This is a genomic window from Pantoea phosphatilytica (assembly GCF_051025615.1).
Lineage (GTDB): Bacteria > Pseudomonadota > Gammaproteobacteria > Enterobacterales > Enterobacteriaceae > Pantoea.
On sequence record NZ_JBPFDF010000001.1, the window covers coordinates 1878167 to 1892482 of the forward strand.

14 protein-coding genes are annotated in these 14316 nt (G+C 60.6%); 6 read left to right on the top strand and 8 right to left on the bottom strand.

Annotation, left to right across the window (positions count from 1 at the left end):
- The first annotated feature begins 13 nt into the window (after positions 1–13).
- The 4 genes from ACR6AS_RS08990 (at position 14) to flk (ending at position 4119) form a co-directional block, all read left to right on the top strand.
- Complete coding sequence (locus tag ACR6AS_RS08990) at positions 14–994, top strand: Bug family tripartite tricarboxylate transporter substrate binding protein (RefSeq protein ID WP_293772035.1); 981 nt, start codon at positions 14–16, stop codon at positions 992–994.
- Between the two features lie 19 nt (positions 995–1013).
- Positions 1014–1445, top strand: coding sequence for a tripartite tricarboxylate transporter TctB family protein (locus tag ACR6AS_RS08995; protein ID WP_434161797.1), 432 nt, complete (start codon positions 1014–1016; stop codon positions 1443–1445).
- A gap of 10 nt (positions 1446–1455) precedes the next feature.
- Positions 1456–2961 (top strand): tripartite tricarboxylate transporter permease, encoded by a 1506-nt coding sequence (locus tag ACR6AS_RS09000; protein WP_111140442.1) that lies wholly within the window; start codon positions 1456–1458, stop codon positions 2959–2961.
- A 111-nt stretch (positions 2962–3072) separates the two neighbouring features.
- Positions 3073–4119, top strand: a complete 1047-nt coding sequence (flk, locus tag ACR6AS_RS09005; RefSeq protein WP_111140441.1) for a flagella biosynthesis regulator Flk — start codon at positions 3073–3075, stop codon at positions 4117–4119.
- Position 4120: 1 nt separating this feature from the next.
- On the opposite strand, the gene ACR6AS_RS09010 is transcribed toward flk, so the two are convergent.
- Positions 4121–4564 (bottom strand): rhodanese-like domain-containing protein, encoded by a 444-nt coding sequence (locus ACR6AS_RS09010; RefSeq protein ID WP_111140440.1) that lies wholly within the window; start codon positions 4562–4564, stop codon positions 4121–4123.
- Positions 4565–4651: 87 nt separating this feature from the next.
- Between ACR6AS_RS09010 and pdxR the strand changes: the two genes are divergently transcribed.
- Positions 4652–6085 (top strand): MocR-like pyridoxine biosynthesis transcription factor PdxR, encoded by a 1434-nt coding sequence (gene pdxR, locus ACR6AS_RS09015; RefSeq protein ID WP_434161799.1) that lies wholly within the window; start codon positions 4652–4654, stop codon positions 6083–6085.
- 146 nt (positions 6086–6231) lie between these two features.
- Here the strand turns inward: pdxR and fabB are convergent, their stop codons facing one another.
- Positions 6232–7452, bottom strand: a complete 1221-nt coding sequence (fabB, locus tag ACR6AS_RS09020; protein ID WP_111140438.1) for a beta-ketoacyl-ACP synthase I — start codon at positions 7450–7452, stop codon at positions 6232–6234.
- Between the two features lie 154 nt (positions 7453–7606).
- Here fabB and mnmC point away from each other — a divergent pair, with 154 nt between their 5' ends.
- Positions 7607–9613 carry a bifunctional tRNA (5-methylaminomethyl-2-thiouridine)(34)-methyltransferase MnmC2/FAD-dependent 5-carboxymethylaminomethyl-2-thiouridine(34) oxidoreductase MnmC1 gene (mnmC, locus tag ACR6AS_RS09025; protein ID WP_293772048.1) on the top strand — a complete coding sequence of 669 codons (2007 nt, stop codon included), beginning with the start codon at positions 7607–7609 and terminating at the stop codon, positions 9611–9613.
- Positions 9614–9647: 34 nt separating this feature from the next.
- Here the strand turns inward: mnmC and ACR6AS_RS09030 are convergent, their stop codons facing one another.
- From ACR6AS_RS09030 to prmB, 6 genes are read right to left on the bottom strand one after another with little or no spacing between them, the layout of a single operon-like run.
- Complete coding sequence (locus ACR6AS_RS09030) at positions 9648–9932, bottom strand: YfcL family protein (protein ID WP_111141407.1); 285 nt, start codon at positions 9930–9932, stop codon at positions 9648–9650.
- A 32-nt stretch (positions 9933–9964) separates the two neighbouring features.
- Positions 9965–10510, bottom strand: coding sequence for an elongation factor P hydroxylase (locus tag ACR6AS_RS09035; RefSeq protein WP_367395663.1), 546 nt, complete (start codon positions 10508–10510; stop codon positions 9965–9967).
- A 19-nt stretch (positions 10511–10529) separates the two neighbouring features.
- The gene (locus ACR6AS_RS09040) at positions 10530–11333 is read right to left on the bottom strand and encodes a sulfite exporter TauE/SafE family protein (RefSeq protein ID WP_111141409.1); all 804 of its coding nucleotides are present in this window, start codon (positions 11331–11333) and stop codon (positions 10530–10532) included.
- Between the two features lie 8 nt (positions 11334–11341).
- On the bottom strand, positions 11342–12166 hold the full coding sequence (gene mepA, locus ACR6AS_RS09045; RefSeq protein WP_434161802.1) for a penicillin-insensitive murein endopeptidase: 825 nt from the start codon (positions 12164–12166) through the stop codon (positions 11342–11344).
- A 4-nt stretch (positions 12167–12170) separates the two neighbouring features.
- A complete protein-coding gene (aroC, locus tag ACR6AS_RS09050; protein ID WP_111141411.1) occupies positions 12171–13256 on the bottom strand; it encodes a chorismate synthase in 1086 nt (361 codons plus the stop codon).
- A gap of 45 nt (positions 13257–13301) precedes the next feature.
- Positions 13302–14234, bottom strand: coding sequence for a 50S ribosomal protein L3 N(5)-glutamine methyltransferase (gene prmB, locus ACR6AS_RS09055; protein ID WP_111141412.1), 933 nt, complete (start codon positions 14232–14234; stop codon positions 13302–13304).
- Positions 14235–14316 lie beyond the last annotated feature (82 nt).

Sequence of the window (14316 nt, forward strand, 5' to 3'; positions counted from 1 at the left end):
AATGGAGCCTGCAATGAAAAAATTAATGCCTGCCGCCCTCGCCACCACCCTGCTGACGCTGATGGCGACCCATGCCGTCGCCGCAGAGGGGCCGGGCCGCACCGAATGTATCGCGCCCGCGAAACCCGGCGGCGGTTTTGATCTGACCTGCAAACTGTTGCAGGTCTCACTGCAGGAAACCGGCCAGATTAAGACGCCGATGCGCGTCACCTACATGCCCGGCGGCGTCGGTGCGGTCGCCTATAACGCCATTATCGCCCAGCGTCCGGCCGAAGCGGGCACCGTTGTCGCCTTCTCCGGCGGCTCGCTGCTCAACCTCTCTCAGGGCAAATTTGGCCGCTATACCGTTGACGACGTGAAGTGGCTGGCGGCCGTCGGCACCGATTACGGCATGGTGGCGGTGCGTGATGACGCGCCGTGGAAAACCCTGGGTGAGCTGATGGCGGCTATGAAAGAAGATCCCACCAAAGTGGTGGTGGGTGCCGGAGCGTCCATCGGCAGCCAGGACTGGATGAAGACCGCGCTGCTGGCACGCGAAGCCGGTATCGATCCCCGCAAGATGCGCTATGTCGCCTTTGAGGGCGGCGGTGAGCCGGTGACGGCGCTGCTCGGCAACCACATTCAGGTGGTCTCCGGTGACATGAGTGAAATGGTGCCGCACCTGCAGGGCGGCAAAATGCGGGTGCTGGCCGTGATGTCCGATCAGCGTCTGCCGGGCCAGCTGGCGGAGGTGCCGACCGCCAAAGAGCAGGGTTTTAACATCGTCTGGCCGGTGATCCGCGGCTACTACCTGGGTCCCAAAGTCAGCGATGCCGATTATCAGTGGTGGGAAGAGGCGTTCAAAAAGATGACAGAGACGCCGGAGTTCAAAAAGCAGCGCGACCTGCGCGGCCTGTTCGAGTTTAACCTGACCGGTCAGGCGCTCGACAGCTACGTGAAGAAGCAGGTGGCAGATTACCGTGAGCAGGCAAAATCCTTTGGCCTGGCCAAATAACAAATAACGGGAGCAGATGATGAGCGATCGTATTTTTGCTGCCCTGTGGCTGGCACTGTGCCTCGGCGGCATGGTGGTGGCCTGGCAGATCCAGAGTGAATACAGTTACGAACCGGTGGGGCCGCGTCCGTTCCCGATGGCGATCCTGGGCCTGATGGCTATCTGCGCCGTGCTGATGCTTTTTCGTAAACCGGACACTATTCAGTGGCCTGCCAGCGGCACCCTGAAACGGCTGGCGGCGCTGGCGGTGATGATGATGCTCTATGGCTGGCTGTTCGAGACGCTGGGCTTTGCCATCTGCACGACGCTGCTGACCTTTGGCATTGGCCTGCTGTTTGGCGCGCGCTGGTGGGCCGCCGCGCTGGCCGGGCTGGTGATGGGCACCTCACTGTTTTACGCATTTGACCGTCTGCTGGAAGTCACGCTTCCGTTCGGCAGCTGGCTGAGTTAAGGAGAGCATCATGGATACCTGGTCCTTTTTAATGCAGGGCTTTGCCGTCGCCATGACGCCAGAGAATCTGCTGATTGCCCTGATCGGCTGCTTTATCGGCACCATCGTCGGCCTGCTGCCTGGTCTCGGCCCGATTAACGGGGTGGCGATTCTGATGCCGCTGGCGTTTGCGCTGCACCTGCCGGCCGAATCGGCGCTGATCCTGCTGGCAACGGTTTACATCGGCTGTGAATATGGAGGGCGAATCTCCTCGATTCTGCTCAACGTGCCGGGCGATGCCGGAGCCATCATGACCGCGCTGGATGGTTACCCGATGGCGCAACAGGGCAAAGCGGGCGTTGCCCTCTCCATCTCGGCGGTCAGCTCCTTTATCGGCTCCACCATCGCTATCCTGGGGATCATTCTGTTTGCTCCGCTGCTGGCCAGCTGGTCGCTGGCGTTCGGCCCGGCAGAATATTTTGCCCTGATGGTGTTCGCCATCGCCTGCCTGGGCAGCATGATGAGCCACAATCCGCTGAAGTCGTTCCTTGCCGCCTTAATCGGCCTGGGCATGGCGACGGTCGGGGTGGATGCGAATACCGGCGTCTACCGCTTTACCTTCGAAAGCGTCCACCTCTCCGACGGCATTCAGTTTGTGGTCGTCGTAATTGGCCTGTTCTCGGTGAGTGAAATTCTGCTGATGCTGGAATCCACCAGCAGTGGTCAGAAGGCGGTGCGGGCCAGCGGCCGCATGATGTTCAACATGAAAGAGGCGGCGATGGCAACCGGTGCAACGCTGCGCTCCTCCTTCCTGGGCTTTTTTGTCGGCGTTCTGCCGGGTGCCGGTGCGACCATCGCCAGCGCCATCGCCTATATGACGGAGAAAAAAATCAGCGGCAGTGACCAGTTCGGTAAAGGTGATATTCGCGGCGTGGCCGCCCCGGAAGCGGCAAACAACGCCTCCGCCTGTGGCTCCTTTATCCCGATGCTGACGCTGGGGATCCCTGGCTCCGGCACGACGGCGGTGATGGTCGGCGCCCTGACGCTCTATAACATCACGCCGGGGCCGGCGATGTTTGTCGAGCAGCCGGATATCGTCTGGGGTCTGATCGCGGCACTGCTGATTGGCAACGTTATGCTGCTGGTGATGAACATTCCGATGATCAACGTCTTCGCCCGCATGCTGAGCATCCCGCTCTGGTTCCTGGTGCCAGCCATCGCCGCGATTTCCGCCGTGGGCGTTTATGCCGTGCACAGCACCACCTTCGATCTGCTGCTGATGGTCGGCCTGGGGATATTCGGTTATATCCTGCGCAAAATGGACTTCCCGATGTCGCCTCTGATCCTGGGCTTTGTGCTGGGTGAAATGCTGGAGCAGAACCTGCGCCGCGCCCTGTCGATCAGTAACGGCAATCTGGTGATCCTGTGGGAAAGCCTGATTTGCAAAGTGCTGCTGGTGCTGGCGATTGCAGTCCTGCTTGTCCCGCCACTCTGGAAACGCTGGCGTCGTCATCGCCTGAAGCTGGCGGAAGAGTAAATCTCACATCAAACAGATGTCCCCCGTGGGATTTCACGGGGGCTTTTGCTATCATGGCCTATTCTTATTCCGGCGCACCCCACGCTGTTCTGTTTTTCCAAGGAATCCGCCATGCAACCTCTCAGCGGCCCCGGTGTGCCGGTCGGCGATCGTTCATCTGTCAATCCGCAAACCGGCGCGTCACGTCACGGTTCGGTGGCGGGTGAGCAGCCGCTCTCCCCTGCTCAGCGCACCACCTTAGAACGTCTGATCGTGCGTATCTCTTCGCTCAGCAATCTCAAAGCGCCTGAACTCTGGGCGGGTGTGCGGCATGAGGTCGGCGTGAAGAGCGAAGCTGAGTTGCAGTCGCGCCACTTTCCCTTAGCGGAACAGTATCTTAACAGCCGTCTGACCCAGGCCCAGAACGGGCATGCCACGCGTCAGCTGATGACCCAGCTCACCGAACTGCTGCCAAAAGGCAACAACCGTCAGGCGGTCAGCGATTTTATCCGTCAGCAGTTTGGTCAGACCGTGCTGAGCGCACTGAGTCAGGATCAGCTGCGCCAGGTGCTGACCATGCTGCAGAACGGGCAGATGACGATCCCGCAGCCGCAGCAGATCCGCGTCAGCGATCGCACCCTGCTGCCTGCCGAGCACCATACGCTGAACCAGCAGGTCATTCGTCTGGCGGCTGCTACCGGTGAATCAACCGGCAAGCTGTGGTCGGCGGCCCTGAAGCTGGTGAATCTGACCAGCGGCGACCCGATCCCGTCGCGCCACTTTCCGCTGCTGACCCAGTATCTGCAGGTGCGCCAGACGCTGAGCCAGCAGAGCGCACCGACGCTGCAACTGCTGGAAGCGTCCCTGAAACAGCCGCTGGATAAGCAGGAGCAGAGTCAGCTGGAGGAGTACAGCCAGCAGCGTTTCCAGGCGACGCCGCAGACCGTGCTCACCGTGACCCAGACGCAGGATCTGCTTAACTTCCTGTTCAGCCGTCGCGCTGAGCGGGCAGAAAAGCTGCATGAGCAGCCGCTGGCGCCCGGCGAGATCAGGCCGCAGCCGATCTGGTCGCCGTTTGTCGCCTCCCTGCCCGCGGGCCTGCAACCTCTGGCTCAGCGTCCCCTGCTGGGCCTGTTTGTCGCGCTCTTAGTCATCTTCCTGCTCTGGCTGGTGTTCTGAATCAGCAGCCACAGGATGCCGCAGGCCCGGAAACGGGCCATTCGCCCGCCGCCTCCCCCCACGTCAGCGGATGACCCTCCCGTTTCCAGAAATCCAGCCCGCCAGTCAGCTCCTTGACCTGAAATCCCAGCGAAGCCAGCTTCAGGGCCGCTTTGGTCGAGCCGTTGCAGCCGATGCCGTCACAATAGGTGACATAGACTTTGCTGCGGTCGAGCCGGGCCGTGGTCTCCGCGTTCATGCTGCGATGCGGGAAGTTAATCGCGCCGCTGATGTGCCCGGCGCGATAGGCGTCCGGGGCGCGCGCATCGATCACCACGATCCCGGTGCACTGCTGCCCTAAGTCTTCCGCCAGATCCCAGGCATCGGTGTAGTAAGTGAGTTTTGCCTGTAAATACGCCAGGCTTTCCTGCGGCGTTGCGGCCGCTGTGCGTAAAACTGATGACATCGCGCTTCTCCTGTTGTGGTGAACGACCAGTTTAGGGCAAATTGGACTGCTTTCTGATACCCATTCCCCATCAGGTATAAGACCCATATGAGCTCTCCGCTGTTACAGCTTTTTCAGCATCAGACGAGCGGCGGCGTGCGGGAACGTCTCTGCGCCACACTGCGGCTGGCAATCCACCGTCACCATCTGCACGCCGGGCAGCAGTTGCCTTCCAGCCGACAGCTGGCGCAGGACCTGCGACTCTCCCGCGTCACGGTGGAGGCGGCTTACGGGCAGCTGGAGAGTGAAGGCTATCTGCGACGCGAGACAGGCCGTGGCACCTTTGTTGCCATTACCGTTCCCGTCAGCCCGCCGTCGTCGCCGGTCCGCCCTCAGCCTGCCCGGTTCTCGGCGCGAGGCCGGCAGGTGCTGGCGACCGGCGGCTGTCAGGATCCCCCTTTTCCCCATGCGTTTGCCGCCGGTTCGCCGGAGTTGCGCGCGTTTCCTCACGATCTCTGGCGGCGGTTAACCAGCAGCGTGCAGCGCAGCCTGGGCAGTGCTGCCATGGGGTATGGCGACCCGTGCGGCTATCTGCCGCTGCGCAGCGCCCTCGCCGATTATCTGTCGCTTGCCAGGGGCGTCGTGTGCCAGCCGGAGCAGGTCATCATTCTAACCAGTTCGCAGCAGGCACTACAGCTGCTGGCTATGATGCTGGTCGATCCGGGTGATGAGGTGTGGATGGAGGAGCCCGGTTATCCCGGCGCCCGCAATGCGTTTCTGGCCGCAGGCGCGCAGGTGCGCGGCATTGAGGTGGACGCTGAAGGTGCCCTGCCCGCCAGCGACAGCGCAAAGCTGATGTACCTGACCCCCTCGCATCACTATCCCACGGGCGTCACGCTGAGCCTGCCACGACGTCTGGCGTGGCTGGCGTGGGCGCAGCGCCACCAGAGCTGGCTGATCGAGGACGATTATGACAGCGAATTTCATTACGACGAACGTCCCATTCCGGCGCTACAGGGCCTGGATCGCTGTCAGCGGGTGATCACGCTGGGCACCTTTTCTAAGTCGCTGTTTCCTTCATTGCGGCTGGCCTGGATGGTGGTTCCGCCCGCGCTGATTACCCCTCTCGGCCAGGCGCGCAGCGTGCTGGACGGCCACAGTGCCCTGCTGTCACAGGCGATCACCGCCGCTTTTCTGCAACAGGGACACTTCGCCAGCCATCTGCGGCTGATGCGGCAGCTCTATCACAGTCGTCGGGATCTTCTGCTGGCGCAGATTACGCAGCGGCTGTCACCCTGGCTCACCCCGATGGCCAGCGGCGGCGGCCTGCAGGTCACGGTGAAACTTCAGCAGCAGGCACCAAAGGAGGAGGTGCGACTCACGGCGCTGGCGGCACAACGGGGTCTGCTGCTGCCGCGTCTGAGCCCGCTCTATGCCGGGCCCATGCCCCAGCAGGGCTGGATCCTGGGCTTTGCGGCGCTGACGCCGGACGAGATCGTGGCAGGATGCGAAAAATTGTCAGAGCTGCTGCAGGCGGGTTAAGGCGGAGCGTGAAACAGGTGCGGGGAGGGAGCGTTCAGACGGATGCGCCCTACGCCAGGTGAAACGTCAATGTGACAGCGAAGCGCGCGGCGGCGGGCAAATAAAAAGGGCCGGCAGGCCGGCCCTTCTCTGTCCTGACGTAACGATTACGCCTGATATTTACGCATGGTCAGCGTAGCGTTGGTGCCACCGAAGCCGAAGCTGTTGGACATCACCGTGGTCAGCTCTTTTTCCATCGGCTGGGTGACGATATTCATGCCTTCCGCCGCCGCATCGAGTGAACTGATGTTGATGCTTGGCGCGATAAAGCCATGTTCCAGCATCAGCAGTGAGTAGATCGCCTCCTGCACGCCCGCCGCACCCAGTGAGTGACCGGTCATAGCTTTGGTTGCAGAGATGTATGGCGTGTTGTCGCCGAACACTTCACGGATGGCACCCAGCTCTTTCACGTCACCCACCGGCGTGGAGGTGCCGTGACTGTTCAGATAGTCGATTGGGGTATCCACACCGTTCATCGCCATCTTCATACAGCGCACTGCGCCTTCGCCTGACGGCGCAACCATGTCTGCACCGTCGGAGGTTGCACCGTAACCGACGATTTCGGCATAGATGTGCGCACCACGGGCCAGCGCATGCTCCAGCTCTTCAACCACAACCATGCCACCGCCACCGGCGATAACAAAGCCGTCGCGCTCGTTATCATAGGTGCGTGACGCTTTTTCTGGCGTGTCGTTGTAGCGGGTAGAGAGTGCGCCCATCGCATCAAACTCACAGGCCATTTCCCAGCACAGCTCTTCGCCGCCACCGGCAAAAACGATATCCTGTTTGCCCAGCTGAATCTGCTCAACCGCGTTACCGATGCAGTGCGCAGAGGTGGCACAGGCGGAGCTGATCGAGTAGTTTACGCCATGAATTTTAAATGGCGTGGCGAGGCAGGCAGAGACACCGGAAGCCATCGCCTTAGTCACGACATAGGGACCCACGGCTTTCAGACCACGCGGGCTGCGCATGGCGTCGGCACCAAAGACCTGAAAACGTGGCGAACCGCCGCCTGAACCTGCAATCAGACCCACGCGCGGGTTGCTCTGATACATTTCAGCGCTGAGGCCGGAATCTTTAATCGCTTCTTCCATGGAGAGATAAGCATAGATGGACGCATCACTCATAAAACGCACAACTTTGCGATCGATGAGGCCGGTGGTATCTAATTTAACGTTACCCCAGACGTGACTACGCATGCCGGAATCTTTCATCTCTTCAGAAAAGGTGATGCCAGAGCGTCCTTCACGCAGAGATGACAGCACTTCCTGCTGGTTATTACCAATACTGGAAACGATCCCTAAGCCAGTAATCACAGCACGTTTCATTCAATCTTCCTCATCCACTTCTTCTTAATTGGCATGCACTCTAGCGTACACTTGTACGCCGAACAAGTCCGATCAGCTATTTCCTTTTGTAAATTTGCGTCATGTCACGCGGGTCGTTAGAATCGCGCCACTGCCTGAAAAATGAGCCTTTGCCGTGAAATTAACCCCGGTTGAACATGCACAGCTAAACTGGAATGAACAGGGTACACCTGTTTCCCGAGCGTTTGATGACGTCTATTTCTCCAATGACAACGGTCTGGAGGAGACGCGCTATGTCTTCCTCGGCGGGAACGGTTTTCCCCAACGTTTTGCTGCGCATCCACGCGACCTGCTGATCGTGGCGGAAAGCGGATTCGGCACCGGCCTCAATTTTCTGACACTGTGGCAGGCGTTTGACACCTTCCAGCGTGAACAGCCGGATGCCACCCTCCGACGGCTGCATTTTATCAGCTTTGAAAAATTCCCCCTGACCCGCGCCGATCTGGCGGCGGCCCATCAGCACTGGCCTGAACTGGCACACTGGGCCGGGGCGCTGCAGGCGCAGTGGCCTGCCGCCCTGCCCGGCTGTCAGCGGCTGCTGTTTGATGGCGGCCGCGTCACGCTGGATCTCTGGCTGGGGGATATAAACGCGCTGAGGGATCAGCTGGATGAAAGTCTGCATCGCCAGGTGGATGCCTGGTTCCTGGATGGGTTTGCCCCCTCGAAGAACCCCGATATGTGGACGCCAGAGCTGTTCGGCATGATGGCAAGGCTGACGCGGCCGCAGGCGACCTTTGCTACCTTCACCGCCGCCGGTTTTGTGCGGCGCGGGCTGCAGCAGGCGGGCTTTGAGGTTATCCGTCGCAAAGGATTTGGCCCCAAGCGGGAGATGCTGTGCGGCACACTGCAGGATGCGCCTTTACTGCGCTGCCCGCAGCCGTGGTATCACCGTCGCGCCGCTGAACAGCGCGAGGTGGCCCTGATTGGCGGTGGCGTTGCCAGTGCCACCCTGGCGCTGGCGCTGCTGCGTCGTGGCTGGCGGGTGACGCTCTATTGTGCCGATGAAGCGCCTGCACTGGGTGCCTCCGGCAACCGTCAGGGGGCGCTCTATCCGCTTCTTAACCAGCACGATCCAGCCCTGGCGACCTTCTTTCCGGCGGCCTTTGGCTTCGCCCGGCGGTGCTATGACCAGCTGAACGTCAGCTATGAACACGCCTGGAGCGGCGTGCTACAGCTGGGCTGGGATGAGAAGAGCCGTAAAAAGATCGATCAGATGCTGTCGATGGGGCTGCCTGAGACGATCGCCCATCGTGTCGATGTCGCTGAGGCAGAAAGGCTGGCGAATGTTAAACATGGTCATGAGGGTATTTTCTATCCGCAGGGCGGCTGGCTCTCACCGGCTGAACTGACCACAGCGATGCTGGCCTGGGGCGAAACCCAGGGTCTGCGCATTCACTGGCTGCACCGTGTCGAGGCGCTTTCACGCGAAGATGAACAGTGGACGCTGACCTTCCGCGATCGTCCGGCGGTTCGCCACACCAGCGTCGTGCTGACGAACGGTCACACGATTGCTGACTTTATCCAAAGCGCCCCGCTGCCGACCTATGCGGTGGCCGGTCAGGTCAGCCACGTTCCTTCTACGCCGGGCCTCGATGCGCTGCAGACGGTGCTCTGCTACGACGGCTATCTGACGCCTGTCAGCCCGCAGTTTGGAACGCACTGCATTGGTGCCAGCTACCGTCGGGGCGAGACGGCCACCGATTATCGCGAAGCGGATCAGCAGGAGAACCGCAGTCGCCTGGTGCGTTGTCTGCCGGACGGCGAGTGGGCCAGAACCGTCGATGTCAGTGACGGCGAAGCGAGAATGGGCGTGCGCTGCGCATCGCGCGATCACCTGCCGATGGTGGGCAGCGTACCCGATTATGCGGCGACGCTGGCGCAGTATGCCGACCTGCAGGCTACACTGGCCAGCGGCGGTGAGGTCGCTGAGGCACCCGATCTGCCGGGCTTGTTTATCGCTGGCGCGCTGGGTTCACGCGGCCTGTGCAGTGCACCGCTGGTGGCCGAAGTGCTGGCAGCCCAGTTGGCGGGCGAACCGCAGCCGCTGGATGCTGCGACATTGGCGGCGCTCAATCCGAATCGTTACTGGGTCAGAAAATTACTGAAGGGAAAAGCAGTCTGACAGACGCATCGGGCGGCACGCCGCCCGACACGATTTACGCGGAAATCTGACGAGCCTGAACGAACAGGTTATCCCACATGCCGACGACCAGGGCCTGGTCGCGCGGCGAGAGTTCACCGGCGGCAATGGCATTTTGCAGGCTGCGTGACACCTGGATCTGCAGCGCCTCCGGGGTGTGTTCATCCAGCTGCTCGACTTCCGCGACCGCCAGAGTCAGGTGCCCGCGCAGATAACCGCTGGCGAACAGCTCATCGTCGCTGGCATGATCAACCATGTCGTCAATCAGGGCCAGAATACGCGCTTCAAATTCTGCGATCATCTCAATTCCTCTTTTAATCATGCCTTGCTGCATCACAGATCGTCCGGCCAGGGAAACTGTGACGCGGTTAATGGCGGTCTGCCATAAAATTCCGCCAGGGCGGTAATAAAACGCGCGGGACGAGCGGGAATGCCCGACGCCAGATAACTCATCACCTGAGCATGTACCTTACGCTGAAACGCAATGCGATCCGGCTCACAATCTCCATCGAGATTGTCACAACTCACGTTGAAGGGAAAGCCTGCCGCGGTACAAAACATCCACTCCAGCGCCTGCGGCTTCACTTCGACCGCTTCAAACTGGCTCTGCGTCTGTGCATCGCGGCCATCCGGGCAATACCAGTAGCCAAAATCGACCAGCCTGCGACGGGCTTCCCCGGCGATGCACCAGTGAGAGATTTCATGCAGGGCGCTGGCGTAAAAGCCGTGGGCGAAGACCACCCGGTTCCACGGCGACGTTTCGTCAGCGGGAAGATAGATGGGTTCATCGTCGCCTTTAATTAGACGGGTCTGAAATTCATCGCTGAAGCAGCGATCGAACAGCGTAATCAGCTGTTCGTAATGATGGGTCGGGTTCATGACGGTATCACGCGAAAAGTTACGATTGCAGCGTGGCAAGCCAGGCCATAACGGCGCTGCCGTGGCTGTCCCACAATAATTTCATGCTCATGACGGCGGAGACAATCACCACCATCGGGCGGATCAGTTTCTGTCCGCGGCTCAGCACCAGCCGGGCGCCCATGCGTGCGCCACAGAACGCACCGAGCATCATAATCAGACCGGTTCCCCAGACAACTTTGCCGCCAAACATAAAGAACAGCAGGCTGCCCACGTTGGAGGTGAAGTTAAGCACCTTGGCATGGGCAGTCGCTTTGGCGAGGTTGTAGCCGCAGAGCGTGACAAACGCCAGCGCATAGAAGGAGCCTGCTCCGGGTCCGAAAAATCCGTCGTAAAATCCAATCGCCCCGCCGCCGACCAGCGCATAGGCAAGGCCGTGCAGGCGGCGCGTCTGATCCACTTCCCCCAGGCGGGGCATCAGCAGGAACCACAGGCCGATAGCGATTAAAAACAGCGGCAGCATCTGGCGCAGGAAATCAGCCTGCAGGCGCTGGATCAGGATTGCCCCCAGCACCGAGCCCAGCAGCGTCATGGCGATGTTCAGCCACTGCTCATTGAGTTTGACGGCACCGCGCCGGACAAAATAGAGGCTGGCGGAGAACGATCCGCCAACCGACTGCAGTTTATTGGTCGCCAGCGCCTGAGCCGGAGAGAGACCCGCAGCCAGCAGCGAAGGCACGGTCAGTAACCCGCCGCCACCCGCGATGGAATCGATAAAACCGGCGAGCATAGCGATTAAAAACAGCAGCCCGACCAGCAGCGGGCTGACCACAAACCAATCCATGGAATCCCTTACAGTAGATGTTTATCTAGCAGGGCCTGACAGGCAGGCGGAAGCGGTGGCGGCTCGCGTTTCACGGGCGCACCGGAACCTGGCTGCTTCGGCAGGAACCAGCTCTGCAACTCGGCACCACAGCCGTCACCCACAGGCGGTTCTGGCTGCTCTTCACAGCCGGGACTGCCCGCCGGGCAGCGCAGCCGCACATGCATATGGGCGCGATGAGCGAACCACGGACGCACTTTTCGCAGCCATGCCCGGTCGCTTCCGGCATCGGCACACAGCTGCTTTTTGATCGCCGGATTGACGAAAATGCGTGTGACTTCATCATCTTTCGCAGCCAGTTTGATCAGGCTATCGATTTCCGGCTGCCAGTGGCGGGCAATCACATTGCGATCGCCCGGCCCCACCAGATCCAGCGGCTGCGGCTTCAGCAGTTGCTGTGCGCTCCAGCTGGTTTTCGGCAGCTGCAGCCAGATATCGACGTCGAGCCCGGTCTGGTGGCTGGCGTGACCGCTGCTGAAGCGGCCACCTGCTGCCATCCCCATATCGCCGATCAGCACATTGCCCAGCTGCAGGTTGTGCACCTGGTTACTGAGTCGCTGAATAAACTGAATCAGATCGGGATGACCGAAATAGCGACGCTGATCCTGACGCATCACCTGATAGTGAGGCGAATTGAGCGGCAACGCCTCGGCGCCGACAATGCAGCCGTTGGCGAAGCCACCGATGGACTGCGGTGCGCCGCTGATAGGCTGCTGAATACGCTGCCACGGCGTGGCTGCCAGGCTGGAGGCGCTGACCAGCAGCGCGCTCAGGATAAGCAGGAGTCTCTTCATCCCATCACCAGCGCGGCACGGTGCTGTTGACGTCACCGTTCTGCGCCCGCTGGCGCAGCAGATGATCCATCAGGACGATCGCCATCATCGCCTCGGCGATCGGCACAGCGCGGATCCCGACGCAGGGATCGTGGCGGCCTTTGGTGATCATCTCCACCTCTTCGCCGTCACGGGTAATGGTTTTGCCCGGTACGGTGATGCTGGAGGTCGGTTTCATCGCCAGGTTGGCGCTGATGGTCTGGCCACTGCTGATGCCGCCCAGAATGCCGCCCGCATGGTTACTCTGGAAACCCTCGCGGCGGATTTCGTCGCGATGCTGGCTGCCGCGCTGGTTCACGACGGCAAAACCGTCACCGATTTCGACCCCTTTCACCGCATTGATGCTCATCAGCGCATGCGCCAGATCGGCATCCAGACGGTCAAACACCGGCTCGCCCAGGCCCGGCGGCACGTTGTCCGCCATCACCGTGACTTTTGCGCCAATGGAGTCGCCCTCTTTTTTCAGGCCACGCATCAACTCATCCAGCGCCTCCAGCTTGTCGGCATCCGGGCAGAAGAACGGGTTCTGTTCAACAATGCTCCAGTCCTTCAGCTCGCAGGCGACGTCACCGATCTGCGCCAGATAGCCGCGCACCACCACGCCATGCTTCATCTGCAGATACTTTTTGGCAATCGCCCCCGCCGCCACGCGCATCGCGGTTTCGCGCGCTGACGAGCGGCCACCGCCACGATAGTCGCGCTGACCATATTTCTGTTCGTAGGTGTAATCAGCATGGCCCGGACGGAAGAGATCTTTAATGGCACCGTAATCCTGCGACCGCTGATCGGTGTTCTCAATCAGCAGGCCGATGGAGGTGCCGGTGGTGACCCCTTCAAAAACACCCGACAAAATTTTCACCTGATCCGGCTCGCGGCGCTGTGTGGTGTAGCGGGAGGTGCCAGGACGACGACGATCGAGATCGTGCTGGATATCGGCTTCCGTCAGCGGAATGCCCGGCGGCACGCCGTCAACGATACAGCCCAGCGCCAGACCGTGGGATTCGCCAAAGGTGGTTACTCGAAAAAATTGCCCGATGCTGTTTCCGGCCATGCTGTTTCCTTGTCAGAGTTCGGCGGGCGAGGCGTCGCCCCACTTTTAGTCTTTGTAAAAAGAGAAATGGTGTTGTGCGTCGACGATCTGCTGGCGCGTCAGGGTAAAGACACCATCCCCGCCGTTGTCGAATTCCAGCCAGGTGAACGGCACATCAGGATACTGCTCGATCATGTGCACCATGCTGTTACCCACTTCGCAGACCAGAACGCCCTGCTCGCTGAGGTAGTCAGGCGCGCAGGCCAGAATGCGGCGCACCAGCTTCAGGCCGTCGCTGCCGGCCGCCAGACCAAGCTCCGGCTCGTGGCGATATTCGTTCGGCAGATCGTCCATATCTTCCGCATCCACATAAGGCGGATTGGTGACGATCAGATCATATTTCAGCGGCGGCAGTTCACGGAACAGGTCGGCGCGGATTGGCGTAACCTGATGGATAAGGCCATGCTCTTCGATGTTCTGCTCGGCCACCGCCAGCGCACCGGTCGAGATATCAACCGCATCGACTTCCGCTTCCGGGAAGGCGTAGGCGCAGGCGATCGCGATACAGCCGCTGCCGGTACACATATCAAGAATATGACGTGGTGGTGTGCTGACCAGACCGGCAAAGCGGTTCTCTATCAGTTCGCCGATGGGTGAACGCGGCACCAGCACGCGCTCATCCACAAAAAATTCGTGGCCGCAGAACCAGGCTTTGTTGGTCAGATAGGCGACCGGGATGCGCTCGTTGACGCGACGGATCACGCGTTCAACGATTAAGAGACGTTCGCTGGCGGTCAGACGCGCATTGCGCATATCTTCAGGAATATCCAGCGGCAGCCAGAGTGACGGCAGGACCAGTTGAACGGCTTCGTCCCAGGGGTTATCTGTGCCATGCCCGTACCAGATTCCGGCAGCGGAAAAGCGGCTGACCGCCCAGCGCAGCATGTCCTGAATAGTGTGCAGTTCGTTCACTGCCTCATCGACGAAAATTTTGTCCACGTAGCCCTCCGCAGGCCTTTTGCTAAATCGGCCAGTAGTGTGCCATGAAGCCGGAGAGAATTCAGCGCAGCGAGGTGAAAAA

Excerpts from the sequence above, each read along its gene's own strand:
- ACR6AS_RS08995 (WP_434161797.1), top strand. The coding sequence starts at position 1,014 with ATGAGCGATCGTATTTTTGCTGCCCTGTGGCTGGCACTGTGCCTCGGC.
- fabB (WP_111140438.1), bottom strand. The coding sequence starts at position 7,452 with ATGAAACGTGCTGTGATTACTGGCTTAGGGATCGTTTCCAGTATTGGT.
- aroC (WP_111141411.1), bottom strand. The coding sequence starts at position 13,256 with ATGGCCGGAAACAGCATCGGGCAATTTTTTCGAGTAACCACCTTTGGC.
- ACR6AS_RS09000 (WP_111140442.1), top strand. The coding sequence starts at position 1,456 with ATGGATACCTGGTCCTTTTTAATGCAGGGCTTTGCCGTCGCCATGACG.
- ACR6AS_RS09030 (WP_111141407.1), bottom strand. The coding sequence starts at position 9,932 with ATGATCGCAGAATTTGAAGCGCGTATTCTGGCCCTGATTGACGACATG.
- flk (WP_111140441.1), top strand. The coding sequence starts at position 3,073 with ATGCAACCTCTCAGCGGCCCCGGTGTGCCGGTCGGCGATCGTTCATCT.
- ACR6AS_RS09035 (WP_367395663.1), bottom strand. The coding sequence starts at position 10,510 with ATGAACCCGACCCATCATTACGAACAGCTGATTACGCTGTTCGATCGC.
- ACR6AS_RS08990 (WP_293772035.1), top strand. The coding sequence starts at position 14 with ATGAAAAAATTAATGCCTGCCGCCCTCGCCACCACCCTGCTGACGCTG.
- pdxR (WP_434161799.1), top strand. The coding sequence starts at position 4,652 with ATGAGCTCTCCGCTGTTACAGCTTTTTCAGCATCAGACGAGCGGCGGC.
- ACR6AS_RS09040 (WP_111141409.1), bottom strand. The coding sequence starts at position 11,333 with ATGGATTGGTTTGTGGTCAGCCCGCTGCTGGTCGGGCTGCTGTTTTTA.
- mepA (WP_434161802.1), bottom strand. The coding sequence starts at position 12,166 with ATGAAGAGACTCCTGCTTATCCTGAGCGCGCTGCTGGTCAGCGCCTCC.
- ACR6AS_RS09010 (WP_111140440.1), bottom strand. The coding sequence starts at position 4,564 with ATGTCATCAGTTTTACGCACAGCGGCCGCAACGCCGCAGGAAAGCCTG.